The organism is Streptomyces sp. P9-2 (genome assembly GCF_051903975.1).
Taxonomy (GTDB): domain Bacteria; phylum Actinomycetota; class Actinomycetes; order Streptomycetales; family Streptomycetaceae; genus Streptomyces; species Streptomyces cellulosae.
Window position 1 is genome coordinate 4,990,247 of sequence record NZ_CP192633.1, and the last position, 16,211, is coordinate 5,006,457.

Consider the following 16,211-nt stretch of genomic DNA (forward strand, 5'->3'; position numbering starts at 1 on the left):
GTCGGGTCCGCCGGAAAGGAAAGCGCGAAAACGCCGGACTGGAAAGCACCGAGGAAATCGGATCGGAAAGATCTGATAGAGTCGGAAACGCAAGACCGAAGGGAAGCGCCCGGAGGAAAGCCCGAGAGGGTGAGTACAAAGGAAGCGTCCGTTCCTTGAGAACTCAACAGCGTGCCAAAAGTCAACGCCAGATATGTTGATACCCCGTCTCTCTGAGGCGAGGTTCCTTTGAAGAAATACACAGCGAGGACGCTGTGAACGTCGGGATTATTCCTCCCGATGTTCCGCTCTCGTGATGTGTGCACCCGATCACGGGTAAACATTCACGGAGAGTTTGATCCTGGCTCAGGACGAACGCTGGCGGCGTGCTTAACACATGCAAGTCGAACGATGAAGCCCTTCGGGGTGGATTAGTGGCGAACGGGTGAGTAACACGTGGGCAATCTGCCCTGCACTCTGGGACAAGCCCTGGAAACGGGGTCTAATACCGGATACTGATCGCCTTGGGCATCCTTGGTGATCGAAAGCTCCGGCGGTGCAGGATGAGCCCGCGGCCTATCAGCTTGTTGGTGAGGTAATGGCTCACCAAGGCGACGACGGGTAGCCGGCCTGAGAGGGCGACCGGCCACACTGGGACTGAGACACGGCCCAGACTCCTACGGGAGGCAGCAGTGGGGAATATTGCACAATGGGCGAAAGCCTGATGCAGCGACGCCGCGTGAGGGATGACGGCCTTCGGGTTGTAAACCTCTTTCAGCAGGGAAGAAGCGAAAGTGACGGTACCTGCAGAAGAAGCGCCGGCTAACTACGTGCCAGCAGCCGCGGTAATACGTAGGGCGCGAGCGTTGTCCGGAATTATTGGGCGTAAAGAGCTCGTAGGCGGCTTGTCGCGTCGGTTGTGAAAGCCCGGGGCTTAACCCCGGGTCTGCAGTCGATACGGGCAGGCTAGAGTTCGGTAGGGGAGATCGGAATTCCTGGTGTAGCGGTGAAATGCGCAGATATCAGGAGGAACACCGGTGGCGAAGGCGGATCTCTGGGCCGATACTGACGCTGAGGAGCGAAAGCGTGGGGAGCGAACAGGATTAGATACCCTGGTAGTCCACGCCGTAAACGGTGGGCACTAGGTGTGGGCGACATTCCACGTCGTCCGTGCCGCAGCTAACGCATTAAGTGCCCCGCCTGGGGAGTACGGCCGCAAGGCTAAAACTCAAAGGAATTGACGGGGGCCCGCACAAGCGGCGGAGCATGTGGCTTAATTCGACGCAACGCGAAGAACCTTACCAAGGCTTGACATACACCGGAAAACCCTGGAGACAGGGTCCCCCTTGTGGTCGGTGTACAGGTGGTGCATGGCTGTCGTCAGCTCGTGTCGTGAGATGTTGGGTTAAGTCCCGCAACGAGCGCAACCCTTGTCCCGTGTTGCCAGCAGGCCCTTGTGGTGCTGGGGACTCACGGGAGACCGCCGGGGTCAACTCGGAGGAAGGTGGGGACGACGTCAAGTCATCATGCCCCTTATGTCTTGGGCTGCACACGTGCTACAATGGCCGGTACAATGAGCTGCGATACCGCGAGGTGGAGCGAATCTCAAAAAGCCGGTCTCAGTTCGGATTGGGGTCTGCAACTCGACCCCATGAAGTCGGAGTCGCTAGTAATCGCAGATCAGCATTGCTGCGGTGAATACGTTCCCGGGCCTTGTACACACCGCCCGTCACGTCACGAAAGTCGGTAACACCCGAAGCCGGTGGCCCAACCCCCTTGTGGGGAGGGAGCTGTCGAAGGTGGGACTGGCGATTGGGACGAAGTCGTAACAAGGTAGCCGTACCGGAAGGTGCGGCTGGATCACCTCCTTTCTAAGGAGCACTTCTAGGCTGCCTCGGCAGTCCAGAGGCCAGTTCATCAGCGAACGTCTGATGCTGGTTGCTCATGGGTGGAACGTTGACTACTCGGCACGGTCCAGGATGGACCAGGCGCTAGTACTGCTCTTCGGGGCGTGGAACGCTGATCTGGTCAACTGACTGTGTCGGGCACGCTGTTGGGTGTCTGAGGGTACGGCCGTGTGGTCGCCTTCAGTGCCGGCCCCAGTGCACTCGAGCCGTATGGCTTGGGGTGATGGGTGGTTGGTCGTTGTTTGAGAACTGCACAGTGGACGCGAGCATCTGTGGCCAAGTTTTTAAGGGCGCACGGTGGATGCCTTGGCACCAGGAACCGATGAAGGACGTGGGAGGCCACGATAGGCCCCGGGGAGTCGTCAACCAGGCTTTGATCCGGGGGTGTCCGAATGGGGAAACCCGGCAGTCGTCATGGGCTGTCACCCGCTGCTGAACACATAGGCAGTGTGGAGGGAACGCGGGGAAGTGAAACATCTCAGTACCCGCAGGAAGAGAAAACAACCGTGATTCCGGGAGTAGTGGCGAGCGAAACCGGATGAGGCCAAACCTACGACGTGTGAGACCCGGCAGGGGTTGCGTCGTGGGGGTTGTGGGATCTCTCTTTCATGGTCTGCCGGCCATGAGACGAGTCAGAAACCGTTGATGTAGGCGAAGGACATGCGAAAGGTCCGGCGTAGAGGGTAAGACCCCCGTAGTCGAAACGTCAGCGGCTCGTTTGAGAGACACCCAAGTAGCACGGGGCCCGAGAAATCCCGTGTGAATCTGGCGGGACCACCCGCTAAGCCTAAATATTCCCTGGTGACCGATAGCGGATAGTACCGTGAGGGAATGGTGAAAAGTACCGCGGGAGCGGAGTGAAATAGTACCTGAAACCGTGTGCCTACAAGCCGTGGGAGCGTCGCGCAAGGACTTGTCCTTGCGTCGTGACTGCGTGCCTTTTGAAGAATGAGCCTGCGAGTTTGCGGTGTGTTGCGAGGTTAACCCGGGTGGGGAAGCCGTAGCGAAAGCGAGTCCGAACAGGGCGTTTCAGTAGCACGCTCAAGACCCGAAGCGGAGTGATCTAGCCATGGGCAGGTTGAAGCGGAGGTAAGACTTCGTGGAGGACCGAACCCACCAGGGTTGAAAACCTGGGGGATGACCTGTGGTTAGGGGTGAAAGGCCAATCAAACTCCGTGATAGCTGGTTCTCCCCGAAATGCATTTAGGTGCAGCGTCGTGTGTTTCTTGCCGGAGGTAGAGCACTGGATAGGCGATGGGCCCTACCGGGTTACTGACCTTAGCCAAACTCCGAATGCCGGTAAGTGAGAGCGCGGCAGTGAGACTGTGGGGGATAAGCTCCATGGTCGAGAGGGAAACAGCCCAGAGCATCGACTAAGGCCCCTAAGCGTACGCTAAGTGGGAAAGGATGTGGAGTCGCACAGACAACCAGGAGGTTGGCTTAGAAGCAGCCACCCTTGAAAGAGTGCGTAATAGCTCACTGGTCTAGTGATTCCGCGCCGACAATGTAGCGGGGCTCAAGCGTACCGCCGAAGTCGTGTCATTCACACAATAGGGCCAACGCCTGTGTGGATGGGTAGGGGAGCGTCGTGTGCCGGGTGAAGCAGCACCGGAAGGTAGTTGTGGACGGTTCACGAGTGAGAATGCAGGCATGAGTAGCGATACAAACGTGAGAAACGTTTGCGCCGATTGACTAAGGGTTCCTGGGTCAAGCTGATCTGCCCAGGGTAAGTCGGGACCTAAGGCGAGGCCGACAGGCGTAGTCGATGGATAACCGGTTGATATTCCGGTACCCGCTGTGAAGCGTCAAACATCGAATCCAGTGATGCTAAGCCCGTGAAGCCGCCGGCTGAGTCTTCGGACGAGGTCGGAGTGGTGGAGCCGGTGACCCGAGCTGGTAGTAGGTGAGTGATGGGGTGACGCAGGAAGGTAGTCCATCCCGGGCGGTGGTTGTCCCGGGGTAAGGGTGTAGCCCGAGTGGTAGGTAAATCCGCCACTCGTATAAGGGTGAGACCTGATGCCGAGCCGATTGTGGTGAAGTGGATGATCCTATGCTGTCGAGAAAAGCCTCTAGCGAGTTTCATGGCGGCCCGTACCCTAAACCGACTCAGGTGGTCAGGTAGAGAATACCGAGGCGTTCGGGTGAACTATGGTTAAGGAACTCGGCAAAATGCCCCCGTAACTTCGGGAGAAGGGGGGCCATTCCTGGTGAGAGCACGTGCTGCTCGAGCTGGGGGTGGCCGCAGAGACCAGCGAGAAGCGACTGTTTACTAAAAACACAGGTCCGTGCGAAGCCGTAAGGCGATGTATACGGACTGACGCCTGCCCGGTGCTGGAACGTTAAGGGGACCGGTTAGCTCACCTTTGGGTGGGCGAAGCTGAGAACTTAAGCGCCAGTAAACGGCGGTGGTAACTATAACCATCCTAAGGTAGCGAAATTCCTTGTCGGGTAAGTTCCGACCTGCACGAATGGCGTAACGACTTCTCGACTGTCTCAACCATAGGCCCGGTGAAATTGCACTACGAGTAAAGATGCTCGTTTCGCGCAGCAGGACGGAAAGACCCCGGGACCTTTACTACAGTTTGATATTGGTGTTCGGTTCGGCTTGTGTAGGATAGCTGGGAGACTGTGAAGCTCGGACGCCAGTTCGGGTGGAGTCGTCGTTGAAATACCAGTCTGGTCGTGCTGGATGTCTAACCTGGGTCCGTGATCCGGATCAGGGACAGTGTCTGATGGGTAGTTTAACTGGGGCGGTTGCCTCCTAAAGAGTAACGGAGGCGCCCAAAGGTTCCCTCAGCCTGGTTGGCAATCAGGTGTTGAGTGTAAGTGCACAAGGGAGCTTGACTGTGAGACCGACGGGTCGAGCAGGGACGAAAGTCGGGACTAGTGATCCGGCGGTGGCTTGTGGAAGCGCCGTCGCTCAACGGATAAAAGGTACCCCGGGGATAACAGGCTGATCTTCCCCAAGAGTCCATATCGACGGGATGGTTTGGCACCTCGATGTCGGCTCGTCGCATCCTGGGGCTGGAGTCGGTCCCAAGGGTTGGGCTGTTCGCCCATTAAAGCGGTACGCGAGCTGGGTTTAGAACGTCGTGAGACAGTTCGGTCCCTATCCGCTGTGCGCGTAGGAGTCTTGAGAAGGGCTGTCCCTAGTACGAGAGGACCGGGACGGACGAACCTCTGGTGTGCCAGTTGTTCTGCCAAGGGCATGGCTGGTTGGCTACGTTCGGGAGGGATAACCGCTGAAAGCATCTAAGCGGGAAGCCTGCTTCGAGATGAGGGCTCCCACCTCCATGAGAGGGTAAGGCTCCCAGTAGACGACTGGGTTGATAGGCCGGATATGGAAGCACGGTAACGTGTGGAGTTGACCGGTACTAATAGGCCGAGGGCTTGTCCTCAGTTGCTCGCGTCCACTGTGTTGGTTCTGAAACCATGAACAACCCCATGCCAGGTCATGGTGTGGTGCCGGTTGTCAGTTTCATAGTGTTTCGGTGGTCATAGCGTAGGGGAAACGCCCGGTTACATTCCGAACCCGGAAGCTAAGCCTTACAGCGCCGATGGTACTGCAGGGGGGACCCTGTGGGAGAGTAGGACGCCGCCGAACAATACTTGCATGGGTTGGTCCCTGAACTTCGGTTCAGGGACCAACCCTTTTTTGTTGTCCGTCACTTGACGTTCACGTTGCCTGCCGAGCATCCCGAGTATGGGAATCGCTGCACTGCTCAGGGCGGCCGGCGTAAGAGCCGGTGACGAGGTCGTCGTACCGGCCTTCGGCAACGTGGAGGTCGCGCGGGCCGTGACGCTCGCGGGCGCGCTGCCCGTGTTCGCCGACATAGACCCGGCGACGTACTGCCTCGAACCCGCCGCGGTCGACGCGGCGCTGACTTCCCGCACCGCGGCGGTCGTTGTCGTCCACCGCTTCGGACACCCCGCCGACCTGGGGCAGTTGCGCACGCTCGGACAGCGGCGCGGTCTTCTGGTGCTGGAGCACGCCGAGTTGGAGGTCTCCCGCGACGAGACCGCGCGGCGGCGCGAGCGGGCCGCGTATCTCGACGCCCGGCTGCGTGGCGTGCGAACGCCCGAGGGAAGCGCCGGCCACCGTTATCAGCAGTACGTCGTGCGCGTGCCCGGCAACGGGCGGCCCGACCGGGACGCCTTCGCACGTGCCGTACGGGCCAAGGGAGTTGCCTGCCGGATACCCGTACCGACTCCGGTGCACCGGCTGCCCGAGTTCCGGCGTGACGTGTCGCTTCCGGAGACCGAGCGGGCCGCCGACGAGACGCTCGCCCTGCCCGTCGACGGCTCGCTGACGAAGCGGGACATGCAGCGGACAGCGTCCGTGTGCAATGCGCTAGGAGGACTGCTGGCGCCGGCCCTCTGAGTGCGGTTATGAGCACGGCTTCGTTCGGGGTATGATCTATTCCGTTGCCGCGAGGGAAAACCGAGCGACAACAGGCCCCTATAGCTCAGTCGGCAGAGCGTCTCCATGGTAAGGAGAAGGTCAACGGTTCGATTCCGTTTGGGGGCTCAGCCAGAAGGCCCCGCCCATTCGGGCGGGGCCTTTCGCATGCCCGGGCGCGGGCCGGGCGTCAGTCCTGCTGGAGGCCCGGCACGCGCATCGCGAGAATCGCCATGTCGTCCGACGGAGCGTCCGAGGCGAAGCGTTCCACCGCGCGCATGATGCGGGCCGCGACCGCGCCGGCCGTCAGCCCCGTGCACGTCGTCAGGACCTCGGCGAGACCGTCGTCGCCCAGCATCCTGGAGCCCTCACGGCGCTCCGTGACGCCGTCCGTGACGCACAGCAGGACGTCGCCCGGGTCGAGGGTCACCGTCTGCTCGTAGAGCTCCAGATCCTCCAGGACGCCGAGCAGCGGCTGCGGTTCGGCGGCCGGTTCGACCGTGCCGTCCTGGCGCAGGCGCAGCGGCAGCGGGTGACCCGCGCAGACCACCTTCAGTTCCGCGCTGCCGTCCTCCTGCGGGCGCATCTCGCCGTACAGGAGCGTGAGGAAGCGGCTGCGCTCACCCTCGTCGAGGATCGCGGAGTTGAGGCGTTCCAGGACGGACGGGCCGCTCAGGCCCTCCCTGGCGAGCAGACGCAGCGCGTGCCGGGCGAGGCCGGTGACGGCCGCCGCGTTCGGGCCCGTGCCGCAGACGTCGCCGATGGCGAAGCCGTAGGCGCCGTCGCTGATCGGGAAGAGGTCGTAGAAGTCGCCGCCGACCTCGTTGCCCTCGCCGGCCGCGCGGTAGATGACCTCGACCTCGACCCCGTCGATCTGCGGCAGCTCCGGCGGCAGCAGGCTGCGCTGGAGGGACTGGCTGATGGCCGTGCGCTCCGAGTACAGGCGGGCGTTGTCCAGGGCCAGGGCGGCCCGGCGGGACAGGTCCTCGGCCAGCTCCAGGATCTCCTGGCGGAAGTGCTCGTCGGTGGGCTTGCCGAGCGTCAGCATGCCGATGACGCGGTTGCGGGCCACCAGGGGCAGGACGACCGTTTCCCCGCCGACCGCGGAGGCCGTGGCGAGGGTCGGGCCGATGCCGGTGGTGACGTGCCGGGTGGGGCCGCCGCTCAGGCCGAGGCTGCGCATGGACGTGCGCAGGGCGGCCTGGTGGGCGACCTCCGCGGGCGCCGACCAGACGCGGGCCCCAGGGGTGGGTACCGGGTCCGGCGGGGGGATCTTGGACAGCAGGGACTTGATGCCGTCGATGAGCTCCTCGTCCTCGTGCAGCACGTAGGACAGGTCCGGCTCGGAGGACTGGTCGGCGATCGTGTAGACCGCGCACCAGGTGGCGAGCGTCGGGACCGTCATCTGCGCCATCAGCGCCAGCGTCTGGTCCCGGTCGAGGGTGCCCGCGAGCAGGTCGGACGCCTCGACGAGGAAGCTGAGGGAGCCGCGGCGCAGCCGCTCAAGCTCGCCCAGGCGGGCGGACTCGACGGCCAGGGCGATGCGGTCAGCGGCGAACTGGAGGCGCAGCGCCTCCTCGTTGGAGTAGCGGCCGGGCGCCTCCGCGGCGACGCCGAGGGAGCCGGTGAGGCGGCCCTCGACCTTGAGGGGCACGGTGACGACCGAGCGCATCCCGGTGCCGTTGAGGAGCGGGACGGCGCCGGGGACGGCCGTGAGATCCTCGTGGACGGCCGGCATGCGGGCGGAGCCGTAGCGGCCGGGGCCGCCCTCCACGGGGACGCGTGCGAAGCGCTGGCGGGCCGAGGGCAGGCCGGTGGAGGCGCGGACCTCCAGCTCCGTCTCGTCGTCGGTGGCGAGCAGCAGGAAGGCGGAGTCGCCGTCGAGCATGTCGCGGGCGCGCTCCACGGTGCGCTGCAGCAGGCCGTCGAGGTCGTCGGGGGCGGGGGAGCCGATGAAGACCTCGAACGGGTCGGCGCTCGGGCCCTCGGAGCCGCCCGGGGCGTCGGTGGCGGGGGCCCGGAGCGGGGTCTGCAGAACCGCCCGTTCGTGGTCGCGTACCAGGAGACACACGGTTGACGGCTCGCCGTCGGTGTCGCGGACGCGCAGATGGGAGGCGTACACCGGGATGACGCGGCCGTGGGCGCCGCGGATGCCGTAGGAGCCCTCCCAGCGGGAGAGCTGGAGGGCGTCGGCGATGCCGGTGCCGGTGCCGGGGGTGTGCGGCCAGGCGGCGAGGTCGGTGAGGGGCTTGCCGGTGACCTGCTCCGCGCTGTAGCCGAACAGCTCCTCCGCGTCCTCGTTCCAGGCGGTGATGGAGCCGGAGCGGTCGATCTGTACGACGGCGACACGGACCCGGGTGTCGGCGAGCGGCAGCAGGTGGGCGGGGAGGGCGGGGCCCGCGGTGCGGGTGCCGACGGGGCGCTCGGGGAGGTCGAGCTGGAACCAGACGGTCTTGTGGGTGGGCGTGTAGTCGACGCCCCAGTGGCCGGCCAGGGCGGCGCAGAGCTGGAGGCCGCGTCCGCCCTCGCGGTCGGGGCTGCCCATGTCGACGGGGGAGCCCTGGAGGGGGATTTCACGCTCGGGATACCGGTCGGCCACCTCGATGCGGACGCCGTCCTCGCTGCGCAGACAGAGCAGGTCGGCGGAGGTGCCCGCGTGCACGACGGCGTTCGTCACCAGCTCGCTGGTCAGCACCACGGCGTCGTCGACGATGTCGCCGAAGCCCCAGCCCTGGAGGGTGTCACGGACGAAGGAACGGGCGCTCGCGACGGATCGTCCGACGGGCTCGAAGCTGGCGGCCGCGCGCGCGGTGATCACAGAACTCCTCGACCGGTTCTCGACGGGCATGGCTCCCTGGCCGGCCGGCTCGTGCCGCTGGTGCGGCAGGCCGTCCGTCGGCCGTGGGTCGTCCGGGGGCTGTTCCCCCGGGATCAGTCCGGTGGTCATGTTGTGCGGCCGCCCCTCCGATGCCCGCTCGTTCTCGTGCCACCGCCCAGGCCGGACGCGCCGGCGTGGCTGGACAGCCGCATGCAAGGTTACTTACCTTCGCGGTCCGAGCGGATGCCGGTCTGCAGTGTTTCCGTCCGAGGTGTTCGCCGTCCGGCGGGTGTGCGGACGATGTGCGAAGCTGCCGAACTGTTATGGCCTGGTTCCGCGGGGGTGAAACACTGGGCAGGCTTGTAGGGAAGGTCCGGGCAGGCAGTGTGGCGCCGGGGCCGGGTGGGCAGCAGCCCCCTGGCGGCGCCTCGGAACGTCGGGCAGGGCGTCTCGGTCCAACAGGAAAAGCAGTCAGGAGCAACGGGAGCACCCTGGACGGTGTGACCGGGCACAGCGGTAACGGTCGACCCCTGCGGGAGGGACACAGTGGAGTCTGGCGCAGCGACGCGGAGCACGAAGACGACGCGCGCGAAAGGCGGACAGTCCCTGAGCAAGGCGGGGAAGGCCCGGGGCGGCACCGTGACGGTGGAGGCGGCGTCGTTGAACCGCCTGCTGGGCGCCCTGGTGGCGATGCGGGACGGAAACTTCCGCAAACGCCTCACGGTGACCGGCGACGGTGTGATGGCGGAGATCGCCGCCGTCTTCAACGAGGTCGCCGACCGGAACCTGCACCTCACGGGCGAGCTGGCGCGCGTGCGCCGCATGGTGGGACGTGAGGGAAAGCTCACGGAACGGCTGGAGACGGGTCCCTCGGAGGGCTCCTGGGCGGCCGCGATCGACCATTCCAACGCCCTGGTGGACGACCTCGTACGGCCGGTCTCCGAGGTGAGCCGGGTGCTGTCGGCGGTGGCGGAGGGTGATCTGTCGCCGCGGATGGAGCTGCGGACGCAGGCGCCGGACGGGACCGGGCATCCGCTGCGGGGCGAGTTCCTTAAGGTCGCGCGGACCGTGAACAACCTGGTCGACCAGCTGTCGACGTTCACCGACGAGGTCACGCGCGTGGCCAGCGAGGTGGGCACCGAGGGCAAGCTGGGCGGTCAGGCGCAGGTGCGGGGCATGTCCGGGTCCTGGAAGGACCTGACGGACTCCGTGAACACGATGGCGGAGCGGCTGACGGCGCAGGTGCGCGACATCGCGCTGGTGACGACGGCCGTGGCGCGCGGTGACCTGTCCCGCAAGGTCACGGTGCACGTCGAGGGGGAGATGCTGGAGCTGAAGAACACCGTCAACACGATGGTGGACCAGCTCTCCGCTTTCTCCTCCGAGGTGACCCGTGTCGCGCGCGAGGTCGGCACCGAGGGCGCCCTGGGCGGTCAGGCGCAGGTGCCGGGTGTGGACGGTGTGTGGAAGGAACTCACCGATTCCGTCAACACCATGGCCGGGAACCTCACCGCGCAGGTGCGCGGGATCGCCGAGGTGACGACGGCGGTCGCCAACGGTGACCTGTCGCGGAAGGTGACGGTGCCGGCGCGCGGCGAGGTGGCGCAGCTGGCCGAGACGATCAACCAGATGACCGAGACGCTGCGGATCTTCGCGGACGAGGTCACACGGGTGGCGAACGAGGTCGGCGCCGAGGGGCGTCTGGGCGGCCAGGCGAACGTGCCGGGTGCCGCGGGCACGTGGAAGGACCTGACGGACTCCGTCAACACGGTGTTCCGGAACCTCACCACCCAGGTGAGGGACATCGCGGCGGTCACCACGGCGGTGGCCAACGGTGACCTGTCGCAGAAGGTCACCGTGGACGTGGCCGGCGAGATGCTGGAGCTGAAGAACACCGTCAACACGATGGTCGACCAGCTGTCCGCGTTCGGCGCCGAGGTGACGCGGGTGGCGCGGGAGATCGGCGTCGAGGGCGAGCTGGGCGGCCAGGCGCAGGTGCCGGGCGCGGCCGGCACGTGGAAGGACCTGACGGACTCCGTCAACACCGCGTTCCGCAACCTCACCGGTCAGGTGCGCAACATCGCCCAGGTGACGACGGCGGTGGCCAACGGCGACCTGTCGCAGAAGGTCACCGTGGACGTCTCCGGCGAGATGCTCCAGCTGAAGAACACCGTGAACACGATGGTGGACCAGCTGTCGAGCTTCGCCGACCAGGTCACGCGGATGGCCCGGGACGTGGGCACGGAGGGCCGCCTCGGCGGTCAGGCGCAGGTGCCCGGGGTGTCCGGGACCTGGAAGGAGCTCACGGACTCCGTGAACTCGATGGCCGGCAACCTGACCTCCCAGGTGCGGAACATCGCCCAGGTGACCACGGCCGTGGCGCGCGGCGACCTGTCGCAGAAGATCGACGTGGACGCGCGCGGAGAGATCCTCGAGCTGAAGAACACCATCAACACGATGGTGGACCAGCTGTCGTCGTTCGCCGACCAGGTGACCCGGGTGGCCCGTGAGGTGGGCACGGAGGGCCGCCTCGGCGGTCAGGCGCAGGTGCCCGGTGTGGCCGGCGTGTGGCGGGACCTGACGGACTCCGTGAACGGCATGGCGTCCAACCTGACCGGCCAGGTGCGCAACATCGCGCAGGTGGCGACGGCGGTGGCGCGCGGTGACCTGTCGCAGAAGATCACCGTGGACGCGCGCGGGGAGATCCTCGAGCTGAAGAACACGCTGAACACGATGGTGGACCAGCTGTCGTCGTTCGCGGAGGAGGTCACCCGGGTCGCCCGTGAGGTGGGCACCGAGGGCATCCTGGGCGGCCAGGCGGAGGTGCAGGGCGTCTCCGGTACCTGGAAGGACCTCACACAGTCCGTGAACGGCATGGCGAACAACCTGACCCTCCAGGTGCGCAACATCGCCGAGGTCACCACGGCGGTCGCCAAGGGCGACCTGTCGAAGAAGATCACCGTCGACGCCAAGGGCGAGATCCTGGAGCTGGTGACCACCGTCAACACGATGGTGGACCAGCTGTCGTCGTTCGCGGAGCAGGTGACCCGGGTGGCCCGTGAGGTGGGCACCGAGGGCATCCTGGGCGGCCAGGCGCACGTGCCGGGTGTCACGGGCATCTGGAAGGACCTGAGCGACAACGTCAACCTGATGGCGAAGAACCTCACCACCCAGGTGCGGAACATCTCCCAGGTGTCCGCCGCGGTGGCCAACGGCGACCTGACGCGGCAGGTCAGCATCGAGGCGCGCGGCGAGGTGGCGCAGCTCGCGGACACCATCAACACGATGGTGAAGACGCTGAGCGCGTTCGCCGAACAGGTCACCAAGGTGGCCCGTGAGGTGGGCACGGACGGCATCCTGGGCGGTCAGGCGCACGTGCCGGGTGTGGCGGGCACGTGGAAGGACCTCACCGAGTCGGTGAACCAGATGGCGTCCAACCTGACCGGTCAGGTGCGGAACATCGCCATGGTCACCACGGCCATCGCCAAGGGTGACCTGACGAAGAAGATCGACATCGACGCGCGCGGGGAGATCCTCGAGCTGAAGACGACCATCAACACGATGGTCGACCAGCTGTCGTCGTTCGCCGAGGAGGTCACGCGCGTGGCCCGCGAGGTGGGCACCGAGGGCCAGCTGGGCGGTCAGGCGCGGGTACGGGACGTGGACGGCACCTGGCGGGACCTGACCGAGTCGGTGAACGAGATGGCCGGGAACCTGACCCGGCAGGTGCGCGCCATCGCGCGCGTGGCGACCGCGGTGACCCGCGGCGACCTGAACCTGAAGATCGACGTGGACGCGTCCGGGGAGATCCAGGAGCTGCAGGACTACATCAACAAGATGATCGCCAACCTGCGCGACACCACGATCGCCAACAAGGAGCAGGACTGGCTGAAGGGCAACCTGGCCCGCATCTCCGCGCTGATGCAGGGCCGCCGGGACCTGGAGGACGTCGCCTCACTGATCATGAGCGAGCTGACGCCGGTGGTGTCCGCGCAGCACGGCGCGTTCTTCCTCGCGATGCCGCTGGTGGACGGCGAAGACCTGAACGCGGCCGACGAGGAGCAGTTCGAGCTGCGGATGCTCGGCTCGTACGGCTACTCGATGGGGTCGATGCCGACGTCGTTCCAGCCCGGTGAGGGGCTGATCGGGACGGCCGCGATGGAGAAGCGCACGATCCTGGTGGACCAGGCGCCCAGCGGCTACCTGAAGATCTCCTCGGGACTCGGGGAGGCGCCGCCGGCACAGGTGATCGTGCTGCCGGTGGTGTTCGAGGGGAAGGTGCTCGGCGTCATCGAGCTGGCGTCGTTCACGCCGTTCACGGCGATCCAGAAGGACTTCCTCAACCAGATCGCGGAGATGATCGCGACCAGCGTCAACACCATCTCGGTCAACACCAAGACCGAGCGGCTGCTGGCGCAGTCGCAGGAGCTGACCGAGCAACTCCGAGAGCGTTCGGCGGAGTTGGAGCAGCGGCAGAAGGCCCTTCAGGCGTCGAACGCCGAGCTGGAGGAGAAGGCCGAGCTGCTGGCCCGTCAGAACCGCGACATCGAGGTGAAGAACACCGAGATCGAGGAGGCGCGGCAGGTCCTGGAGGAGCGCGCCGAGCAGCTCGCGGTGTCGATGCGCTACAAGAGCGAGTTCCTGGCGAACATGTCGCACGAGCTGCGCACGCCGCTCAACTCGCTGCTGATTCTGGCCAAGTTGCTCGCGGACAACGCGGAGGGGAACCTCTCCCCGAAGCAGGTGGAGTTCGCCGAGACGATCCACGGCGCCGGGTCGGACCTGCTGCAGCTCATCAACGACATCCTCGACCTGTCGAAGGTCGAGGCGGGCAAGATGGACGTCTCCCCGACGCGCATCGCGCTGGTGCAGCTCGTGGACTACGTGGAGGCCACGTTCCGGCCGCTGACGGCGGAGAAGGGCCTGGACCTGTCGGTGCGGATCTCGCCGGAGCTGCCGGCCACCCTGCACACCGACGAGCAGCGGCTGCTCCAGGTGCTGCGGAACCTGCTGTCCAACGCGGTGAAGTTCACCGACTCCGGATCGGTCGAGCTGGTGATCCGGCCCGCCCGGGACGATGTCCCGCAGGCCATCCGGGAGCAGCTGCTGGAGGCCGGTTCGCTAACCGACCCGGACGCGGACCTGATCGCGTTCTCGGTGAGCGACACGGGCATCGGCATCGCCGCCAGCAAGATGCGGGTGATCTTCGAGGCGTTCAAGCAGGCCGACGGCACCACCAGCCGCAAGTACGGCGGCACGGGCCTGGGGCTGTCCATCTCGCGGGAGATCGCGCAGCTGCTCGGCGGTGAGATCCACGCGCAGAGCGAGCCGGGCCGCGGCTCGACGTTCACGCTGTACCTGCCGCTGCACCCGAGCGAGCTGCCGCCCAACGGCTACCAGCAGCCGCCCATGCCGGCGCTGGAGGCCGGGGACCTGGTGGCGTCGGCCGAGCTGCCCCCCGCCCCGGAGGCCGAGACCCCGGCGGAGGTGACCTCGTACCGGGAGGCGCGGAACGGTCCGGCGGCGCTGTTCCGGCGCCGGCGCCGGGTCTCGCTCCAGCAGGACCAGCGGCCCTCCGCGGAGCTGGAGGAGTGGCCGGCCGTGGAGCAGGAGCCGCAGACGGCGCGCACGCCCCGCAAGGGCATCCGCTTCGGCGGGCAGAAGGTGCTGATCGTCGACGACGACATCCGCAATGTCTTCGCGCTGACCAGCGTGCTCGAGCAGCACGGCCTGTCCGTGCTGTACGCGGAGAACGGCCGCGAGGGCATCGAGGTCCTGGAGCAGCACGACGACGTGGCGGTCGTGCTGATGGACATCATGATGCCCGAGATGGACGGGTACGCGACGACCACGGCGATCCGGCGGATGCCGCAGTTCGCCGGGCTCCCGATCATCGCGCTCACCGCGAAGGCGATGAAGGGCGACCGGGAGAAGGCGATCGAGTCGGGTGCCTCGGACTACGTCACGAAGCCGGTCGACCCCGATCACCTGCTGACGGTGATGGAGCAGTGGATGAGGGGGGAGTGAGACCGGCGGAGGCAGAGCATGCGAAGGTGACGGGAAGCTTCGGCGGACTCGAGGAGTTGTCCACGCGTCGCGCGCGAAGTCGTGTAGAAGTGCGGTGGACGGGGAACCTTCTGGTCTCCCGCTGCGTTTCCGCTACGTACACAGTGACATCGCGGTGACAGGGTGTGGCGACGAGCGGGGTGCGGCTACGATGACCGGCACAAGGACGGGCGGCGCAAGGGAGTCGTCCCCTGGGGCGGTACCCGCGGGTGCTGCGCCAGGTCCTGCGGACAGGGAGGGCCCCAAGCCGGGGCGAGGAGGGCGGGCCATGGTGCAGAAGGCCAAGATCCTCCTGGTCGATGACCGGCCGGAGAATCTGCTGGCGCTCGAGGCGATCCTCTCGGCGCTCGATCAGACGCTGGTGCGGGCATCGTCCGGGGAGGAAGCGCTCAAAGCACTGCTCACGGACGATTTCGCGGTCATTCTGCTGGACGTCCAGATGCCGGGCATGGACGGTTTCGAGACCGCCGCCCACATCAAGCGGCGGGAGCGGACCCGGGACATCCCGATCATCTTCCTCACCGCGATCAACCACGGCCCGCACCACACCTTCCGGGGGTACGCGGCGGGCGCGGTGGACTACATCTCCAAGCCGTTCGACCCGTGGGTGCTGCGCGCGAAGGTCTCGGTCTTCGTCGAGCTGTACATGAAGAACTGCCAGCTGCGGGAGCAGGCGTCGCTGCTGCGGCTCCAGCTCGAGGGCAGCGAGAAGGACTCGGGGGAGTCCAAGGAGTCCGCGGGGCTGCTCGCCGAGCTGTCGGCGCGGCTCGCCGCCGTCGAGGAGCAGGCCGAGGCGCTCACCAAGCAGCTGAACGACGAGTCGACGGACGCGGCCGCGGTCGCCACGGCGGCCCATCTGGAGCGCAAGCTCACGGGATTGCGCCGAGCGCTGGACGCCCTGGACCCCGGGACGGGAAGCGCTCCGTCGGTGTCCTCGCAGAACTGACCCCGCACGCGCGGGCCTTGTCCGCGTCCGGAGGCGGCCCTCACCTTGAGGGGCCGTCAACTCCGTGCCTCCAAGGGCACCACGCGTCAGTTTCGC

General features: G+C 66.0%; 4 protein-coding genes, 1 tRNA gene and 3 rRNA genes. 7 read left to right on the forward strand and 1 reads right to left on the reverse strand.

All coding sequences use genetic code 11. The annotated features are described in order from the left end of the window. The first annotated feature begins 322 nt into the window (after positions 1-322). The 5 genes from ACQY0Z_RS22895 to ACQY0Z_RS22915 all read left to right on the forward strand — a co-directional run bounded on the left by ACQY0Z_RS22895 (position 323) and on the right by ACQY0Z_RS22915 (position 6,414). A 16S ribosomal RNA gene (locus tag ACQY0Z_RS22895) occupies positions 323-1,850 on the forward strand. A 310-nt stretch (positions 1,851-2,160) separates the two neighbouring features. After that, positions 2,161-5,284, forward strand: a 23S ribosomal RNA gene (locus ACQY0Z_RS22900). 89 nt (positions 5,285-5,373) lie between these two features. Beyond that, positions 5,374-5,490, forward strand: a 5S ribosomal RNA gene (rrf, locus tag ACQY0Z_RS22905). The 16S, 23S and 5S rRNA genes sit together here, the layout of an rRNA operon. Positions 5,491-5,604: 114 nt before the next feature. Next, positions 5,605-6,267 (forward strand): DegT/DnrJ/EryC1/StrS family aminotransferase, encoded by a 663-nt coding sequence (locus tag ACQY0Z_RS22910; protein WP_439813375.1) that lies wholly within the window; start codon positions 5,605-5,607, stop codon positions 6,265-6,267. Between the two features lie 74 nt (positions 6,268-6,341). Further along, a tRNA-Thr gene (locus tag ACQY0Z_RS22915) sits at positions 6,342-6,414 on the forward strand. A 61-nt stretch (positions 6,415-6,475) separates the two neighbouring features. Here the strand turns inward: ACQY0Z_RS22915 and ACQY0Z_RS22920 are convergent. Next, entirely contained in the window at positions 6,476-9,232 is a 2,757-nt protein-coding gene (locus ACQY0Z_RS22920; RefSeq protein ID WP_439812730.1) for a SpoIIE family protein phosphatase, read from the reverse strand. A gap of 417 nt (positions 9,233-9,649) precedes the next feature. On the opposite strand from ACQY0Z_RS22920, the gene ACQY0Z_RS22925 reads away from it, so the two are divergent. Next, positions 9,650-15,130 carry a HAMP domain-containing protein gene (locus ACQY0Z_RS22925; RefSeq protein WP_254587082.1) on the forward strand — a complete coding sequence of 1,827 codons (5,481 nt, stop codon included), beginning with the start codon at positions 9,650-9,652 and terminating at the stop codon, positions 15,128-15,130. 307 nt (positions 15,131-15,437) lie between these two features. Continuing rightward, complete coding sequence (locus tag ACQY0Z_RS22930; RefSeq protein ID WP_189903733.1) at positions 15,438-16,115, forward strand: response regulator; 678 nt, start codon at positions 15,438-15,440, stop codon at positions 16,113-16,115. Positions 16,116-16,211: the final 96 nt, after the last annotated feature.